General features: G+C 50.1%; 17 protein-coding genes. 10 read left to right on the top strand and 7 right to left on the bottom strand.

Annotated elements, in window-relative coordinates; genetic code table 11:
• Positions 1-330: 330 nt before the first annotated feature.
• The 4 genes from spxB to ACEPSU_RS11110 all read left to right on the top strand — a co-directional run bounded on the left by spxB (position 331) and on the right by ACEPSU_RS11110 (position 4,620).
• Positions 331-2,091 (top strand): pyruvate oxidase, encoded by a 1,761-nt coding sequence (spxB, locus tag ACEPSU_RS11125; RefSeq protein ID WP_395321656.1) that lies wholly within the window; start codon positions 331-333, stop codon positions 2,089-2,091.
• A gap of 151 nt (positions 2,092-2,242) precedes the next feature.
• A complete protein-coding gene (locus ACEPSU_RS11120) occupies positions 2,243-2,686 on the top strand; it encodes a MarR family winged helix-turn-helix transcriptional regulator (protein ID WP_395321654.1) in 444 nt (147 codons plus the stop codon).
• Positions 2,687-4,087, top strand: coding sequence for a DHA2 family efflux MFS transporter permease subunit (locus tag ACEPSU_RS11115; protein WP_395321652.1), 1,401 nt, complete (start codon positions 2,687-2,689; stop codon positions 4,085-4,087).
• Positions 4,088-4,200: 113 nt separating this feature from the next.
• Positions 4,201-4,620: a hypothetical protein gene (locus ACEPSU_RS11110; RefSeq protein WP_020088929.1), complete on the top strand. Its 420-nt coding sequence runs from the start codon at positions 4,201-4,203 to the stop codon at positions 4,618-4,620.
• Between the two features lie 256 nt (positions 4,621-4,876).
• Here ACEPSU_RS11110 and ACEPSU_RS11105 read toward each other — a convergent pair whose 3' ends face one another.
• The 3 genes from ACEPSU_RS11105 to ACEPSU_RS11095 form a co-directional block, all read right to left on the bottom strand.
• Positions 4,877-5,128 carry a hypothetical protein gene (locus ACEPSU_RS11105; RefSeq protein WP_020088928.1) on the bottom strand — a complete coding sequence of 84 codons (252 nt, stop codon included), beginning with the start codon at positions 5,126-5,128 and terminating at the stop codon, positions 4,877-4,879.
• 160 nt (positions 5,129-5,288) lie between these two features.
• Entirely contained in the window at positions 5,289-6,653 is a 1,365-nt protein-coding gene (locus ACEPSU_RS11100; RefSeq protein WP_395321650.1) for a sensor histidine kinase, read from the bottom strand.
• The gene (locus ACEPSU_RS11095; RefSeq protein WP_020088926.1) at positions 6,643-7,344 is read right to left on the bottom strand and encodes a response regulator transcription factor; all 702 of its coding nucleotides are present in this window, start codon (positions 7,342-7,344) and stop codon (positions 6,643-6,645) included. The genes ACEPSU_RS11100 and ACEPSU_RS11095 overlap by 11 nt, the downstream gene beginning before the upstream one ends.
• 180 nt (positions 7,345-7,524) lie before the next feature.
• Between ACEPSU_RS11095 and ACEPSU_RS11090 the strand changes: the two genes are divergently transcribed.
• A complete protein-coding gene (locus tag ACEPSU_RS11090; RefSeq protein ID WP_020088925.1) occupies positions 7,525-7,818 on the top strand; it encodes a hypothetical protein in 294 nt (97 codons plus the stop codon).
• Positions 7,819-8,025: 207 nt separating this feature from the next.
• Here the strand turns inward: ACEPSU_RS11090 and ACEPSU_RS11085 are convergent, their stop codons facing one another.
• Positions 8,026-8,676 (bottom strand): SDR family oxidoreductase, encoded by a 651-nt coding sequence (locus ACEPSU_RS11085; RefSeq protein WP_395321648.1) that lies wholly within the window; start codon positions 8,674-8,676, stop codon positions 8,026-8,028.
• Between the two features lie 324 nt (positions 8,677-9,000).
• On the opposite strand from ACEPSU_RS11085, the gene ACEPSU_RS11080 reads away from it, so the two are divergent.
• From ACEPSU_RS11080 to ACEPSU_RS11060, 5 genes are all read left to right on the top strand, one after another.
• Positions 9,001-10,203, top strand: coding sequence for an NAD(P)/FAD-dependent oxidoreductase (locus tag ACEPSU_RS11080; RefSeq protein WP_395321647.1), 1,203 nt, complete (start codon positions 9,001-9,003; stop codon positions 10,201-10,203).
• Between the two features lie 86 nt (positions 10,204-10,289).
• On the top strand, positions 10,290-10,814 hold the full coding sequence (locus ACEPSU_RS11075; protein WP_395361549.1) for a methylated-DNA--[protein]-cysteine S-methyltransferase: 525 nt from the start codon (positions 10,290-10,292) through the stop codon (positions 10,812-10,814).
• Positions 10,815-11,112: 298 nt separating this feature from the next.
• Positions 11,113-11,679, top strand: a complete 567-nt coding sequence (locus ACEPSU_RS11070) for a TetR/AcrR family transcriptional regulator C-terminal domain-containing protein (RefSeq protein ID WP_020088921.1) — start codon at positions 11,113-11,115, stop codon at positions 11,677-11,679.
• Between the two features lie 276 nt (positions 11,680-11,955).
• Complete coding sequence (locus ACEPSU_RS11065) at positions 11,956-13,371, top strand: NAD-dependent succinate-semialdehyde dehydrogenase (protein WP_395321643.1); 1,416 nt, start codon at positions 11,956-11,958, stop codon at positions 13,369-13,371.
• A 139-nt stretch (positions 13,372-13,510) separates the two neighbouring features.
• Entirely contained in the window at positions 13,511-14,260 is a 750-nt protein-coding gene (locus ACEPSU_RS11060) for a glucose 1-dehydrogenase (RefSeq protein ID WP_395321641.1), read from the top strand.
• 68 nt (positions 14,261-14,328) lie between these two features.
• Here the strand turns inward: ACEPSU_RS11060 and ACEPSU_RS11055 are convergent, their stop codons facing one another.
• The 3 genes from ACEPSU_RS11055 to ACEPSU_RS11045 all read right to left on the bottom strand — a co-directional run bounded on the left by ACEPSU_RS11055 (position 14,329) and on the right by ACEPSU_RS11045 (position 16,958).
• On the bottom strand, positions 14,329-14,853 hold the full coding sequence (locus ACEPSU_RS11055) for a GNAT family N-acetyltransferase (RefSeq protein ID WP_395321639.1): 525 nt from the start codon (positions 14,851-14,853) through the stop codon (positions 14,329-14,331).
• Between the two features lie 46 nt (positions 14,854-14,899).
• On the bottom strand, positions 14,900-15,445 hold the full coding sequence (locus ACEPSU_RS11050; protein WP_395321637.1) for a GNAT family N-acetyltransferase: 546 nt from the start codon (positions 15,443-15,445) through the stop codon (positions 14,900-14,902).
• Positions 15,446-15,578: 133 nt separating this feature from the next.
• On the bottom strand, positions 15,579-16,958 hold the full coding sequence (locus ACEPSU_RS11045) for an Nramp family divalent metal transporter (RefSeq protein ID WP_020088917.1): 1,380 nt from the start codon (positions 16,956-16,958) through the stop codon (positions 15,579-15,581).
• Between the last annotated feature and the right edge of the window lie 611 nt (positions 16,959-17,569).

Below are 17,569 nucleotides of genomic sequence, written 5' to 3'. Positions count from 1 at the left end.
TGAATAGCAACAGGGCCTGGGATTTTGTTCCGGGCCTTTTCTTTGCCTAAAATTGGCATTCGTGACTGTCGGAGCGGAATAAGCTATCGCGAATTGGCTTGTTAGTTTTCGTGGCATCTCATGGTTTTGTAATCTTTTGAAGGCGCTTTATTTGTTGTCGTAGCGGGAAATATCGGCATTTGTTTGGGCAACGATTCAAGTGATTATTTTCACTAACAAAAAGTAAGCAGAATTACTGGCATTTCATCCTGAAACGGACTATGATGTTACCAATCAATGATTTCGGGGTGCTTTTATTTGGCGACACCCCATCAAAGGAGCGCGATTCAAATGACAAAGATGATTGCGGGTCAAGCATTGGTAAAGGTTTTAGAAGCATGGGGGGTTGACCACCTGTATGGGATTCCTGGGGGATCAATTAATCATACCGTTGAAGGCTTGTACCTGGAAAAGGATAAGGTTCAATACATTCAGGTGCGGCACGAAGAAGTCGGTGCGCTAGCTGCGGCGGCTGATGCCAAGTACACTGGGAAGATCGGTGTTGCCTTTGGTTCCGCTGGGCCCGGCGCGACTCACCTGTTCAATGGTCTTTACGATGCTAAAATGGATCACGTGCCAATGTTGGCGTTGGTTGGTCAAGTGCCGACAGCGACGATGAACACGAATTACTTCCAAGAAATGGATGAAACACCGATGTTCGCTGACGTTGCTGTTTACAATCGGACGGCGACGACCGCGGAACAGCTGCCTTACGTCGTCAATCAGGCGATCCGGGAAGCATACCGGCAAAAGGGACCAGCTGTAGTCATCATTCCGGAAGACTTGTCATCGACCGAAATCGACTATGAACCCGTGAAGACGCCAAACACGGTCTCCAATACGTTTACCCAAACAATCGATCCCAAGGCTGTAACGGCGACCTTAGAACTGTTGAAAGCCGCCAAGCATCCCTTGATCTATGCTGGCCGGGGCTTGTTAGGTGCTCGCGATGAGCTGGTCAAATTTAGCGAACAGTTCAATGTTCCCGTGATCAATACCGTGCCGGCCACCGGGGTGATTCCAACCGACCATCCAAACGCTATTGGGACGTTTGGGCGCCTGGGGTCTAAGTCTGGATTCGAAGCACTCCAACACACCGACTTGATCCTGTTTTTGGGGTCCGAGTTCCCATTTGCCCAGTTCTGGCCAAAGAACATCAAGATTATCCAAGTTAACGATAATTCCTTTGATATTGGGAAGATGGTACCCGTTGACTACGCTGTTATCAGCGATGCTAAGAGTTACCTGCAAGCCATGATCGCCACGGGTGAAACGTTGCCTGAAACGGACTGGCTCAAGGCCAATCGCCTCAACAAGCAAAACTGGAACAAGTGGTTGTCCCAGCTTGCCGATGATGACAGCAATGGCTTAGCGCCCGAAGCCGTGATGAAGAAGGTCGCTTCCATGGTGGGCCCTAAGGATACTTACGGGGTCGATACCGGAAACGTTTCGGAATGGTCCGTTCGGGGCTTACCAATGGACAAGCAACAGCGGTTCGTCTTGTCTGGTCTATTTGCGACGATGGGCTACGGATTACCAGCCGGAATGGCCGGAGCTTTGAGCGTTCCAGAGGGCCAAGCGTGGTCGTTCTCCGGCGATGGTGGCTTTGCGATGGTCGCTCCCGATATTATTACGGAAGCGCGTTACGAATTGCCCGTCATCAACGTGGTCTTCAGCAACCGGCGTTTCGGATTCATTTACCGTGAACAGGTCGATACGAAGCAGCACTTGTACGGGGTCGATCTGACCGATGCCGACTGGGCAAAGGTCGCCGAAGGCTTGGGTGGTATCGGCTTTACCGTAACCAACAATGCCGAAGTCGAAAAAGTCTTCGATCAGATTAAGGATCTGCAGGCAAAGGGCAACAAGAAGCCTATTGTGGTCAACGCCGTTATCAAGGACGATGACCCGATTGGGACGGCCTTCATGCCACTTGACGCCAAGCTTTACGGTCAAGAGACGGTCGATGCTTACGCCAAGGAGAACCACATTGACGTTCAGCAACAACCTGCTTTAGGTGAACTGCTGCGTGCCAAGGGCGATAACCTTTAATTTAAAACTTTAAAAAAAGAGTCGTTCCAAGTCAGTTGTTGATTTGGAACGACTTTTTTGTCATGCAAGATTTTTTCTGAAATGACACTTGCAATTGGTGGATAATCAGTCTAGAATTGTTAGCTGACTAACAAAGGGAGGATGACTTAAATTGCCTGAAAGAAGATTGGGCGCTTGGCTCCGGGATGCCGAGCACCAGATGAACCTTGAAATAAACGAATTCGCTCGACCATACGGGTTGACGGGGATGCAGATGTCGGTGATCGACTTCTTCGGTCGTCGTGGGGACGTTGATACTTTTCAGGTTGATGTGGAACGGGAATTTCACGTCAAGCGTTCCACGGCTTCCGTCCTAATCAAGCGGATGGTGGAACACGGAATGATGACGCGTGTCGTGGCCCCCGGCGACAGTCGTAAGCGACAGCTCAAGCTAACCGCACAGGGACAACAACTGGTGCCCATCGTAACGGCGTATTTGGAACAACAGGATGCCCTCATGGTGGCTGGATTAACGGCGCAAGAGGCCGTGGCTTTTCGTCGCGCGCTAGAGAATGTCACACGGTGGGGCAAGGCCCCGAAGAAAGGACGTAAGTAAATGGTAACTGAAAAAATTGAACCACGGGTAATCGGGGCCGTCCTGGCGACGGGATTGATGTCTCTGAGTGGGGTCATCATTGAAACGGCGATGAACATCACTTTTCCAACGTTAATGAAACAATTCGGCGTGACCACTGGAACTGTCCAGTGGATGACGACGTTGTATCTGCTGATTGTCGCCTGCATCGTACCTGTTTCATCATTTCTGAAACGACGCTTTAAAATGAAACAGCTCTTCGTGACGGCGAACTTACTCTTTATTGCCGGATTGCTAGTGGATGCGTTGGCACCCGCGTTTGTCTGGTTGTTGGTTGGGCGAGCCATTCAAGCGGTGGGTACGGGAATCGCCTTACCACTGATGTTTAATATTATTCTAGAGCAGGTACCGCTGAGTCGAATCGGCATGATGACCGGGGTGGGAACGCTGATCACCGCCATTGGCCCGGCAATCGGACCGACGTACGGGGGAATCCTCGTGACCAGTCTGAACTGGCGGTATATTTTCTGGATCTTGCTACCATTCCTGATTGTGTCATTCTTCGTGGGACTCAAAACCATTCAACAAGTCTCACCCATCGTTCATGAAAAATTTGATGGGTTGAGTATGTTGACGGTCATCGCAACCTTTGGCGGTCTGATCTACGGGTTCAGTTCACTGGGCAGTCAGCCGCTGTTGAGTTGGTCTGTTCTGGGGGCTTGGATCGTTGGAATCTTGGGCTTGCTGGGATTTGTGTTCCGCTCTAATCACGTGGAACACCCGCTGATCAAGTTGGATACGGTGAAAAATTCCGCGTTTGCTTGGCATTTAGCTGCGTTCTTCCTCTTGCAAACGACGGCATTGGGCCTGTCCTTTATCTTGCCCAATTATCTACAATTAGTTGATCAGCAAACCGCTTTCATCGCCGGTTTAGTTGTCTTGCCTGGTGCTGTGATTGGGGCTGCGTTTTCACCGATTGGGGGTCAAATTCTCGATCGGTTCGGCGCCAAGAAACCAATTGTTTTGGGACTGAGCATTGTGACGGTCACGTTACTTGCAATGACTGTTTTTGCCCGTCAGTTACCGGTCTGGGCGGTCTTGGGTCTCTACATTGCCTACATGGTTGGGATTGGTACGGCGTTTGGGAATATCATGACGGCTGGCCTGAAACAACTGCGGGGTGACCTGAAGGCCGATGGCAATGCGCTCATGAACGCCATGCAGCAATTTGCAGGTGCCCTGGGAACCGCCGTTGTTTCCATGATTATCTCCGCCAGTCAGGCGAGTGGTCAGGGAAGTACCGCTGTGAAGACGGCGGTGGGGTCGCAGTGGGCCCTGTTCGTGCTGGTTGTCACGGGGGCCTTAGCACTGTTGAGTATGCTAATGGCTTTCAAGCTGTCCCGTCCAACCCGCACGCGTTAGTATTGCTATTGGCTTTACCATAGCGACCGCGAGCTAACCTAATTTCATTAACCCCATGCTACACTTCACTTAATGAAGATGCGATTGTGTAGGTTGAAAGTGAGGCGACCGGAATGCGGTATGACTGGCGGTATGGTTTTCATTCATTTTGGTTTCTAATGATGTTGATGCTGATGATGAGTCCCGTGATTTTTATCGATCAAGTGTCTGTCAAACACATTGCGATGGGCACGATGGTTGCGGTTCTACTTGTTGACTATCTCTTTACGCGGCAATATCCATATTTTAATCGGTTTGGGCGCCAAGGATTTGGCGGCCTGATCAGCATCGGTTTCTTCGTCATGATGGCAGCGGTGGCGCCCTACTTTGGGTACTGGTCACCGTCAGCTTGGGGATTTGTGAGTTTCTGTGTGGCAAGCTTTGGGGGTTCTCTGGACGGTCGCATCGCCCACCCAACCGATATTTTAGTCAGCCAGACGCGTGCCCAGTTGCGGAAGAAAGCTGAGATTCTCCGTAAGCCAATGCCACGGTAAGCTTACGGTTATTTCTCTGAAAAATTTAGTGTCCTATTTGAATCGGAAGCGGTCTTCCGATTCTGACAGAAGAACACCCCCAGGTCAACGAATGGACGTTCGACCTGGGGGTGTTTTGTGTCGGCATTTAAGCTTAGAAGTCAGTCATATCAGGCGTATGGGCATGAGCGAAATCTTCTGAAATAAAAACGACTGGTTCCGTTCTCGCTGTAACGGTTAAACGCAGTCGCATCATTTGATAGTAGTTTTAGGGTTTTTAGTAGGCTGGCGAGTACGTCCAGTCGTAGGCTAGTAATTGGTGGAACTTCTCGCCAATTGGGACCCACAGTTTGGCTTTCGCAATGTTGGCAATTGACTCCCAAAAGAGGGGGTCCTTGCGTTCCTGGTCGCTTAACTTAATGTTGACGTAACTCCCGGCTTCCGTCTTGGCGATGACGTAAGGGTAGAACACTTTCGTAATCTGGGCGGGAGTAATCGTTTTAATCTTTGGGTTGTCATCTATCAGCATAATTGTCCGCTTCCTTTCATTTGATGAACCCAGTATACCTGGAAAAGGTAGCGAAAGTCTTTGATGTAAGTTAAGTTTTGTCTGAGAATTTCTTAGTTTTCCGATGGTGGGCGATGGTTGCCTATGACTGCCAGGGATTCTGACAGCTACAGATGATGGTTTAAGCCAGTTTATCGGTGGCCTGAAGAATGACGGTGAACTTGGTACCGCGGGGATCGTTATCACTCACCGTAATAGTTCCATGATTCAGTTGGACCAACTGCGACACGATGGCTAGACCGAGCCCGCTCCCTTCAATCTTGCTGGAGCGAGAGGCGTCGACTCGGTAGAAGCGCTCAAAGATGTGGGCACGGTCGGCCATAGGAATTCCGGTTCCTTGGTCAGCAACGGTTACGGTAATCTGGCCAGCGCCTTGTGCGACGGTCACGGCTATGGGCTGGTCTGCCGGCGAATACTTGTGAGCATTATCCAAGAGTGCCGTTAAGATCTGATGAAGCATGTCAGTATCGCCCAAAGCCATTACCGGGTCGCCGGGACCAATGAAGCTCAGTGGTTGGGTGACCAGTGGTTGGTAGTGGGTCACAACACTCTGGGTCAGTTGCGCGATATCGAGTGGCTGTAGCGTTACCTCGGCCCGGTCGGCTCGCGACAGGTGCAGAAGATTTTCGATTAAATGCTGCATGCGTAGCGATTCCTGATCAATGAAGCCCAGTGATTCGGGGATGACCTCAGGATGCTTGTCACCGCGGCGTTCAATCAACTTAATATTCCCTCGGATCGTCGCAATCGGAGTCCGTAATTCGTGAGAGGCATCGGAAATAAACTGTCGTTCACGCTGTAGTCGACCGTTCTGAGAAGCTAACAACTGATTGAAGTCCTTAGCCAGCTGGGAAATCTCGACGGGTTCCTGTGGTTGGGGAAGTTCCGTCTGAGTCGTCTCGGGGTTGGCCGCAGCTTGTTGGGCCGCTTGAGCGAGTTGAATCGTGGGCGCGCTGATACGTTCGGCCAGTCGCCGCACAAAGAAGAGCCCAATTAGGAGACTGAGGCCGATGGCAATGATCAACACAGCAATCAATACGTGGAGGTTACCGATCAGCACGTGCATCCCGATGTAGAGGTGATACGTGCGACCGCCAGTCTTCAACGTTTCCGCGAAGAAGAGGCCCAAGCCCTTGAAGTAGGTCAGGTGGGTAAATGGGACCGACCAAGTGCTAGCGTTGGCCAACGCGTTGCCGTGGGGCAGCAGCGAAGTGGTCGAGCCGTTGGCGTTCTTAATGAAAACAAATGTGTTGTGGGAATTGAGGCCGCTCGAGCGGTTGATGGCCAGCCAATCTTGAAAGTTCGTGACTTGTGAAGTTTGGAGGCTGGCACTCAGTTGTTCGGCCTGATTCTGTGCGCGCAGTAACTGATCCACGACCAGGGTCACACTGACGGTCAGTACGATGACAATGCCAATCGTAGTGAGTAGGCTGGTAAAGGAATGGCGGATAATATCCGCGTAGGTTCGAGGCTGTTTAGCCGGCATCGTCATCATCCTCTTTAAGACTGTAGCCGACGCCCCGGATCGTGTGGAACAGGTGGGGAGCGTCGCCAACGTCAATTTTATTGCGTAAATAACCGATGTAAACGTCGACCACGTTCTGTTGGCCGAGAAAGTCGACGCCCCAGACATTGTCGAGGAGTTCATCGCGGGTAAAGACTTGGCCCGGGTGTTGTAATAGGAAAAGGAGCAGATCGTATTCGCGCTGGGTCAATTGAATAGCTTGGCCACCGCGGTCGACTTGCCGGGTCTTGGTGACCAACGTCAGGTCTTGCAGGTGATAGGTCTGGTCGCGACCGCTCTGATGAGCAGTCCGTCGCTGAATCACCCGGATACGTGCCAATAACTCTTCGATCTCAAATGGTTTCGTGATGTAATCGTCAGCGCCAGTGTCGAGGCCCGTAATTTTATCGCCGAGGTAGTCGCGGGCCGTCATCATGATCACGGGTAGGTCGTCGTGCTTTCGAATCCGGCGGAGCACCTGCATGCCATCCATCTTTGGTAACATCCAGTCCAGGAGAACTAAGAGCAGATCGTCTTTCTTTTCCTGATAAGTCTCCCAGGCGGCTTCCCCATCGGCGGCGGTCAGGACGTCAAAATCTTCAAAGGTTAATTCCTTAGCAACGTAACTGGCGAGGCCCTCTTCGTCCTCAACTAGTAGAATTGTATTTTTCATGTTTAAGCGATACTCCTTGCTGTGACGTGGTTTACAGGCATGATACCACACAACGCCGTGGCAAAAATAAGAAATTCATATTTTAACCTTAACGAAGCTTAAAGATTAATGGCCTGTCCGGATGGTATAACTAATACATCGAAAGCGATAAGCCAAACAACGAACTGAGGAGTGGTTAAAATGACTAAAATTAAAGCAATGATGACTAAAGTAATTCTGGGTGCCATGACCGTAACAACTTTATTGGCAACGTCCGCGGGGGCCTCCGCCGCCACGGTGACGACGACCAACACAGCGGCCCCGGCTGTCCGAACGACGGTGCAATTGGATTCACGGCCTGCAGCGCCGATTCATCCCATGAAGATCCACTTGAAGCGGGTCACCACGAAAAGAATTGCTAGCCAAGTCCAAACGGTGGTTGATGCCAGTGCCCTGAACCTGGACCAGAAGCACAGTGACGACCAATTAAAGTAAAGAGTGACAATCTAAATTTCGCCAAATGAAATTGACGCCATCCCTTGGGTGTAATGCCCGCATATGAATCAGCAAAATAGAAGCTAAATTGTCAGTGGTGCCAGAGAGCGCCGCTGGCTTTTTAGGTAAAACTAAAGGCCGCCCCCTGAACGTTCACAACGGTGTGAACATCTAGGGGCGACCTGATTTGGTTAACGCAAGGAAATGTTACTTTACAGCTGCCACGGCGTCAGCAATCGCCGTATCGCCATTAACTAATTCAAACGTCTGCTTAGGCAGGGGATGCTTAACCACAGCAACAACCGCTGCGGCCACGTCTTCACGGCTGATGGATTTGATATCGCTGTTAGCCGTGTCCAGAGTGATCTTGCCCGTTGGTGCGTCGTTGGTTAAGATTCCTGGCCGGACGATCGTGTAGTCTAAGTTGGTCCGATGGCGTAACCACTGGTCAGCATAGTACTTAGCAACGTAGTAGGGCCGAATCCCGGATTTGTCCCAGAAGGTCCGGTCGTCGGTGCCCATAGCACTGACGATGATGAATCGCTTGATGCCGGCCTTTTCGGTGGCAATCATGGACTTGATTGCCCCATCGAGGTCGATATTCAGCGTCATATCGTCCCCGGTACTGCCACCGGAACCGGCAGAGAAGACTACCGTGTCAACGCCAGCCATTGCGGGGACCATAGCATCGGCAGTGCCCATCAGATCAACGATTCGGGGCTGGCCGCCTAAAGCGGTGATGCTGTCGGCCTGGGTGGCGGAACGGATGCCGGCGTATACCGTTTCACCTGTTGCTGCGAGTTGCTTCACGATGTGTTGGCCCACGTGGCCGTGAGCGCCAATAATCAATGTTGTCATGCAAAAACCTCCTAAATTTCGTTCACTTAACTAACCTCTACAATAAAGGTTTTGTGGAAAAGTTTCAGCTAAAGCGACTCATCAAATGAATTTGGGGCAGCCTGGGTGCTGGGAAGATTGTGAAGAAAATTGCTAACCGTTATCAATAGCTTTTCACTTGATAACTCGTATAATAGAGGTAAATCATCCCTAATTGGTTAGTTCACCCACCGATTCCTCCGGGGGGAGTGATGGCTGGCTGAAAATGTAACCGGTTTAACCAGTAGAAGTGTTAACGAGCTAATCGTGAATTGGGAAACTACAGTAGAAAAGGGGTCGTTTACAATGGCAACGGTTTTAGTTCTAGGCGGTGGCTATGCAGGCATGCGGGCTATTAAATTTTTACAACGCGAGGTTCCAAGTGACGATGAGATTATCTTGGTCGATAAGACGGGAACCCATGCAGAAAAAACCAATCTTCATGAGGTGGCGGCTGGGACGATTGCGCCCGAGCGGATTACCTATGAAATCAACGATGTGATCGGCAGTCGGGTTAACTTTATTCAAGACAGTGTGACCAACGTTGATGTTGACCAGAAGCAAGTAACGCTGAAAGACCATGAGCCCATCACGTATGATTATTTAATCTTGGCATTGGGCTTTCAGACCGAAACATTTGGCCTCAAGGGTGCCGAAGAAAATGCCTTACCAATGGATGACCTGAAGACGTCCGAAGCCGTTTACCGGCACATCGAGGATACAGTAAAAGGCTATGCCCAGACGCAAGACCCTAACGACCTGACAGTGGCCGTCTGTGGGGCTGGTTTCACCGGAATCGAGTTGTTAGGGGAATTGACCCAATCCTTACCAAAGCTCCAGACACGCTACAATACGCCGGAGATTAAGCTGGTCTGCTTGGAACGGTCGCCAGCCATTCTGCCAATGTTTGACAAGTCACTGGCAGAGTATGCGATGCGCTTCATGGCTAAGCACAATGTGGAAATGAAGTTAGGGTCAAACATCAAAGAGATCAAGCCGGGGGTCGTCGTTTACACTGACAGTAACGATGAAGAACACGAGCAGCCAGCCAACACCATCGTTTGGACGGTCGGGGTCAGCGGCTCACACGTCATTGCCGATTCTGGCTTTGAACAACGGCGGAACCGGATCGTGGTTAAGGACGACCTGTCAATCGAGGGTCATCCCGAAGTTTACGTTGTCGGGGATGTCGCGGCCGTGATGGATGCTGAGAGCAACCGGCCTTATCCAACGACTGCCCAGATTGCATTGGCCGCTGGGGCGCAGGCTGCTAAGAATATTGGCTTGCAACTACGTGGCCACGAGACACGACCGTTCGTGTACAAGTCAGTCGGCACGGTTGCTTCATTGAGTGACCGGGATGGAATCGGTGAAATCTTTAGCAATAAGCGGAAGGTCAAGGGATATCCGGCGTCTGCTTTGAAGAAGGTCATTACCGATCGTTCCATCTTGGAGAGTGCCCATTTGAGCACGGTCTTCAGCAAGGGTCGGTTCGACCTATACCACTAAAAACGGGACAACTTTCAAAAAGCGAGTAGGCAATATTAGCCTACCCGCTTTTTTAATGCTAAAATAAACAAAAAGGGTGATAAATGATGCGACAGAAGCAACTCATGACGCCATTGGGAACGATTACAGCTGCTAGTGATGGCGATGCGCTTACGGGTCTGTGGTTTACCGACCAGCAACACTATGGGAGCACGCTATCAGCTGAGGCATCACTGGGGGATGCACCGGTTTTTGACCAGTTGGCAGAGTGGCTGACGGCCTACTTTGCCGGGCAACAGCCGCCGGTGGATTTCCCTGTTCGACCAGCCGGAACGGCGCTTCGTCAGGTTGTCTGGTCAGTGTTACGAACAATTCCATATGGCGAAGTTCGAACTTACGGTGAACTGGCAACATTGGTGACCCCAATGATTGGTCATAACCCGGGAGCCCGTGCCATGGGCAATGCTGTCGGTCACAATCCGATTAGTCTGGTGATTCCGTGCCATCGAGTTGTTGGGCAAATGGGAGATTTAGTTGGTTACGCCGGTGGACTGACTCGGAAGAAATCGCTGTTGCGGCTCGAAGGAAGCCTGGCGATGACGACTGAGCGCGTAGTTCTCGAAAAAAATTAGGCATTTTCCAGAAAATTTACGGATTTCTTACCTATTGTGCACAAAAGTATCGTACAATGTACCGGTAGATATGCTATAATCAATTTTGTCCAAAAACTAAATTGATAGCATTGTTGATAGGTGTAACTACTCAACAATGAACTGACATTTTTTCGCGAAAAGGGTTTCTTCTCACTAGAAGACGCGTATAATTTTAGTCAGCTTGGGACGTTAGTTAAGGTTACTAGCTTCCAGGGGGGGATGCTAGTAACGCACAAAACATAAATAAAATGTTGTGTGAATGATTGGAGGTATCACGATGGCTGCATCGGAAACTAAGGAGCGAATTGCGGAGGCCTTGGCTTCGTTGTTGAACCACAATACGTTTGATAAGATTACGGTCCGTGAGATTGCGGACGAAGCGGAAGTTCACCGAAAGACGTTCTATTACTACTTTGCCGATAAATACGAGTTGTTGACCTTTGTCTATCAACACTTTATCGTTGAAGCACCGCGTCATGAACAACCCGTAGCCCTGACCTTAGAGAACTGGCGACCGGCAACGATTCAATTGTTGGAACGGATCGCTGATAATTCTAAGATTTTCCTGAACGCTTATCCCTATGATGATGGCGTTTGGCGTCAATCAATGAATGAGTTTGTGGCTTCACGATTGTCAATTTTGCTCCACGCAATGCCCGAGTATCGTTACTTAAAGGAAGACGTGATCGACACGTCGGCGGAATTTATTGCTGCTGGCGCGTTGGGAATTATTAATAAGTGGGCGAACGATAACTTTACCGCAAGTCCCCGGACGGTCCTCGATCAGATGACGACGGCTAACCGTCTGTTCAACGGGATTCTAGACCGTTGGAAGTTAAGTTAAAGTGTAAGGTCAAAACGGATGATGCAGACTGGATTCGGTCAGTCTGGGTCAACCGTTTTTTTTTCGGCCAATTTGGTGATTAGCCGTCATGGTGTGCCTAGACCAATTTAAAAACTGTCAATTGTGAAGTGACAAAATAAATGCGATAATTCACAAACCTTCATGTCGAAAACATCACAATCTAAATGCTGGTATTTAACGATTTATGCGGGTATAGTGTGCTTTGTAAAGGGTTACATTGTGAATGTGAACGATCCCGTTAGGAGGACAATGATTATGGCTTATCAGACGACGAATCCCTATACCAATGAAGTTGTAAAGACCTATGCTGATGCAACACCAGAGTACGTTGAAGAGAGTCTCGCCAAGGCCCAAACGCTCTATAAAAAGTGGCGGAATGATCCCGTAGCTACCCGGATTCCTGTTTTGCGTAAACTCGCGCAGCTCTTTAGAGATGAGACGGACAGTCTGGCCAAAGTTTTGACGATCGATATGGGTAAACTCTTTGTGGAAGCCCAGGGTGAAGTGTTGTTGTGTGCTCAGATTGCGGAATACTATGCGGACCACGCCGAAGAATTCCTACAGCCACGGACCATCAATACGATTGCCGGTGACGCACAAATCGAGGATCATCCGCTGGGCGTCCTGATGGCGGTGGAACCGTGGAACTTTCCATACTACCAAATGATGCGGATCTTCGCGCCTAACTTTGCGGTCGGTGATCCCATTGTCTTCAAACACGCAGCAATCACGCCAGCGTCGGCGTTGGCCTTTGAAGATGCTGTGCGGCGGGCTGGGGCTCCTGATGGTGCGCTGACTAACCTCTTCCTGTCTTACGATCAAGTGTCCCAGGTGGTCGCCGACAAACGGGTTCAAGGGGTGGCCCTGACCGGTTCGGAACGTGGCGGGGTGGCAGTTGCCGAAGTTGCTGGTAAATATTTGAAGAAGAACACGATGGAGCTCGGGGGAACCGATGCCTTCATCGTGGCGCACGATGCCAACATGGCTGATGTGACGGCGATTGCACCGCGAGCACGGCTCTACAATGCCGGGCAAGTCTGCACGTCTTCCAAGCGATTCATTGTCACGGAAAACAATTACGATGAGCTTTTGGCAGCGCTGAAGGATGCCTTCTCTAGTGTGAAGATGGGTGATCCCATGGATCCAGCAACTACGCTGGCACCTATGAACTCCAAGAAGGCCAAAGAACACCTCCAAGCGCAGGTCGACATGGCTTTGGATGGTGGTGCAACGGCGTACTACGTCCATGAACCAATCGACGACGAGGGTCAGTTCTTTATGCCGACTATTCTGACGGGTATCACCAAAGATAATCCGGCCTATGGGAAGGAAATGTTTGGCCCCGTGGCCCAGGTCTACAAGGTGAAGGATGACGCCGAAGCTGTGGCGTTGGCCAACGACTCCGATTACGGCTTGGGTGGGATCGTCTTTGCCGGTAGCGCCGAATACGGTGCGGAATTAGCTTCGCAGATTGAGACTGGGATGGTCTTCGTCAACACCTTCTTCAGCTCTCTACCAGAGTTAGAATTCGGTGGGGTGAAGAAGTCTGGCTTCGGTCGGGAACTTGGACAGACCGGGATTTCAAGCTTCGTTAACCAAGAGTTAGTGGTTAAGCGTGAACGGCCAAACGAAAACGAGTTTGGTGGGCTAGTCTTACCGCATAAATTTTAATTAAAACTGGAGCGGGTCCCAACGACCCGCTCTTTTTTGTTAATAGATGAAGGACCGCAATTATTCAGGCAAATTATTTTCTTCCGTTTACGTAATGTGATATTCTGAACAATAGTAAATGGTGAAAGGATGATTTAAGATGTCAGATCGTTTAAAGGGTAAAGTTGCGATTATTACCGGCGGGGTCGCTGGTATTGGATTAGGTATCGCTGAATGCTACGTTCGGGAGGGTGCCAAGGTCGTGGTTACCGCTAACCATAACGTCGATGGTGGTCACGCCGCCGTTGAAAAGTTTGGGGACGACGTGAGTCTCTTCGTCCAACAAGATGTTGCCAAGGAAGCGGATTGGCAGAAGGTTATCGATGCCACAATTGCTAAATTTGGCAAGTTGGATATCTTAGTCAATAACGCCGGAATTGGTGGCGTCAACAGTGCCATTGAAGACCTGTCACTGGAAGACTGGCAGAAGGTTATCGACATTAACCTGACGGCGAACTTCTTGGGTGAAAAGGCGGGCATCAAGGCCATGCAAAAGACTAACGACGCTAAGGGGTCCATCATCAACGTGTCCTCCGTTGCCGGTCTGGTTGGGTTGCCACTGGCCCCAGCCTACTCCGCAAGTAAGGGTGGGAGTCGGTTGTTAAGTCATGCCACGGCCCTGAACCTGGCCCAACGTGGCATCGACATCCGGGTCAACTCCGTTCATCCTGGCTGGATTGACACGGCGATCATTCCTGAAGCTGCCCGCGATGCTATCGTGAAGACGGTGCCGGTTGGCCATTTAGGTAAGCCACAAGACATTGGTGAAGTCTGTGTCTACCTGGGTAGCGACGAATCTAGCTTCGCTAACGGGGCAGAATTCACGGTCGATGGTGGCCAACGCGCTTAAATTATAAACTGAAATAGAGTTGAAAAAGGGAACTGCGCTTCAGTGTGCAGTTCCCTTTTAAAATGCAATTAAGCCTCGAATTCGTCAGCTAATTTTGAGTAGATTACGGCGTCCTGATAGCTACCATCGCTTGTCGGAAGATAATCACGCAAGATACCATCTTGATGAAAATGACGATGCGCGGCAACTGCACGACTGGCTTTATTTTCTGGTGCGGCTAAAAGGTTGATGACGTGAAGATCTAGAGTGGTGAATCCAATCTGTTCTGCCGCCGCGAGACAGCGGGTCATGATACCTTGACCACGTAAGGAACTTGCCAACCAGTAACCCACGGCGGCATGGTCATCTTTGAATTCGTGGAGATCAATCAGACCAGCCGGCTGGTTAGCGACCCAAATCGTGGCTAACCATAGCTTATGGTCCGCGATGCGCTGCTGACAATACTGTAAAAAGGCAGCTTCGTCCGCCACTGTACGGGTTGTCGCGGCCCATGGCAACCATTGTAAGAGTTGCTCACGGTCTGCCTCAATCTGGGCAAAGAGTGCTGGTGCGTCGCTAAGCTGGGGATTTTCTAAATTAATGATGGGTGTCATACAGAGAACCTCGATTATTTTTAAGAATAGGGTTAATTGATTTTGCCTAAGCTGACTTAAATTCGCGAGCCAGCTTGGTATAGACGACGGCGTCATCATAGTTGCCACTAGCCGTTAACAGGTGCTCTCGCAGAATACCGTCTTGATGGAACCTGCGGCGCTGGGCGACGGCACGGCTGGCCGTATTGGCCGTGGCAATGATCAATTCTAGCTGATGAAGGTCTAGCTGACTGAAGGCCACGTCCTCGACAATGCCCAACACGTGCGTCATGATACCGCGGCCCCGGAAGTCGCGGCCCAGCCAGTAACCAATCTCGGCATGACCGTTCTGGAAATTGTGAAGGTCGATCGTTCCGGCCGGCCGATTGCCAACCCAGATGACCGCTAGCCAAAATTGGTTGTTGGCAATGCGTTCCTGAGAACGGAACAGGTAGGCCGCCTCGTCTTCCACTGATTTGAGGCTGGCCGTGCGGGGCATCCACCGTGCCAAATTTTCACGATCCGCATCGATCAGGGCGTATAGAGCTGGCGCATCGGCGACCACGGGGGTCATGAGATGGGTCCGCAGGGTTGTTAGGAAGTTGGCTTTCACGGGAAACACCTCGCACTTCAAGAGATTAGGTGGCTACGTAGATTGTTAAAATCACCAATTATAGATTTAGTTATACCTGTTGCTATCTCAGAAGTCAAAAAAACACCCGACCTTTGCAAGTCGAGTGTTGGTTCTAGGCGGTAATGCCCAGTGTATTTAGAATCAAGTAAATATTCAGGATAATCAGAATGACGGCGATGATCCATCCCAAGACCTTAGACCAAGTCTTGTTGACGAATTCACCCATCAGGTCCTTGTTACTGGTGAACAGCACCAGCGGGATCATGGCGAATGGTAACGCGATACTCAGGAAGACCTGCGAGGATGTCAGCAAGTCTTCGATCTTCGCTTCATTACCGTGGTAGATGACGGCGAAGATGATAACTGGTGTCACGGAGAGTAACCGAGTCAGCAGCCGTTGTGCCCAGAGTGGCATCTTTAGGTTGATGAACCCTTCCATGATAATCTGTCCAGCCAGCGTCCCGGTAATGGTTGAACTTTGCCCGGAAGCCAACAGGGCTAAGGCGAAGAGCATACTGAGGAGTGGACTGGCAATGGCGCCGACGACTTGGTTATCGCTGAGGGCGTTGAACAGGTCAACGAAGCGACCCAGATCACTGTTGGTACCGAAGAACAGGGCAGCCCCCAGAATCAGTAACAGACTGTTTACAACGAACGCAATCGTTAACTGAATGTTGGAGTCAATCGTGGTGAACTTGATGGCCTTGGCCACACTCTTCCGGTCGCTCCGGTCGAAGTTCCGCGTTTGTGAGATTGATGAGCCCAGGTACAAATCATGGGGCATGACCGTTGCACCGACAATCCCTAAGGTCAGGTAGAGCATGCCGTGATTAGTCACGATAGCGCTGGAAGGAATGTAACCCTCTAACATCTGGGTGACTTCTGGCTTGGCGAGAATCACTTCATACAAGAATACGAAGAGGATGACGGCAACCAGAGTAGCGACGATGGCTTCAATCTTACGGAAGCCCAACTTCATCAGGATTAAGAGAATTAAGACGTCAGCGGCGGTGATGATCAGGCCGACAATTAATGGGAAACCGAATAATAACTTTAAAGCAATCGCGGACCCGATAATTTCGGCAATATCCGTGGCCATAATGGCTAATTCAGTGACAATCCAGAGGAACAGTCCGGTCTTCTTACCGGTACGTTCTCGCGTCAGTTGCGCGAGATCCTTACCCGTAACAATCCCCAACCGCGCCGACATGGCTTGTAGCAACATGGCAACCAAACTGGATAGCAGAACAACGGTTAGCAGTGCGTACTTGTATTGCGCACCACCGGCAATTGAAGTGATCCAGTTCCCGGGATCCATATACCCCACGGCAATTAACGCGCCGGGGCCTGTATAGGCCATTAGGGTTCTCCAGAAGCCTGCGTTTTGCGGTACTTCAACGGTACCGTTGACTTCATCGAGACTCTTCTGGTTAGAGTCAGTGGATCCAATCATATGGTGCTTGGACTTTGGGTCGGTTTCATGATTTTTCATAAAATCCCTCTTTTCTATTGGCTTAGAAATTCAGGTAGTCAAGTGACTTCTGTCTTTCCTGGTAAGTACGTGGTCGGAACCAGTAATAGATGGTGCAAATAAGAGCAAAATCGGAAAACTGATGTCGATCACTCACTTCATTTCCAAACGTAAGTATAGGCTATCTAGCCGCAATGTCAACCTTACCAGGCTGAAGTTTTGGTTCTCCAAAAAAATATTTGTATAAGTAGAAGCCTTTTTCTTGTCAGCGTAAAAACGGACTAGCAGGGCTTGCTTGGGAGAGGACACAACAGTGTGGTGCCGGTTTCATGGTTGCAGTGATTGACTGTGTGAAGTGTTATTCAAAGTGGCGGTGTCTGTCGGAGCCGGGGTGAGTCGCATATGCAGGGCTAATGCCAGAATTAGTTCCGGCTTAGTTTTAACAGAAAAAAATTTTTTTCGGCTACATTTAGGTTACACGTAAATCAACTTTTCTGCTGGCTTAATGGATGCAAGTGTCCAGCTTAGTAAGGGTACATATGGAACTAACGGCAGATGACCTAGTTCCCAAAACTAGATAATTGCGTTATAATAACGATTATTATCCAAGAACGATACTAGGAGAAACGAGG

Origin of the sequence: Levilactobacillus parabrevis (genome assembly GCF_044051715.1) — a bacterium.
In the GTDB taxonomy this organism is placed as follows: domain Bacteria; phylum Bacillota; class Bacilli; order Lactobacillales; family Lactobacillaceae; genus Levilactobacillus; species Levilactobacillus parabrevis.
Note: the sequence above shows the minus strand (reverse complement) of the source record. Positions and strands in the feature narration are given on the sequence as shown.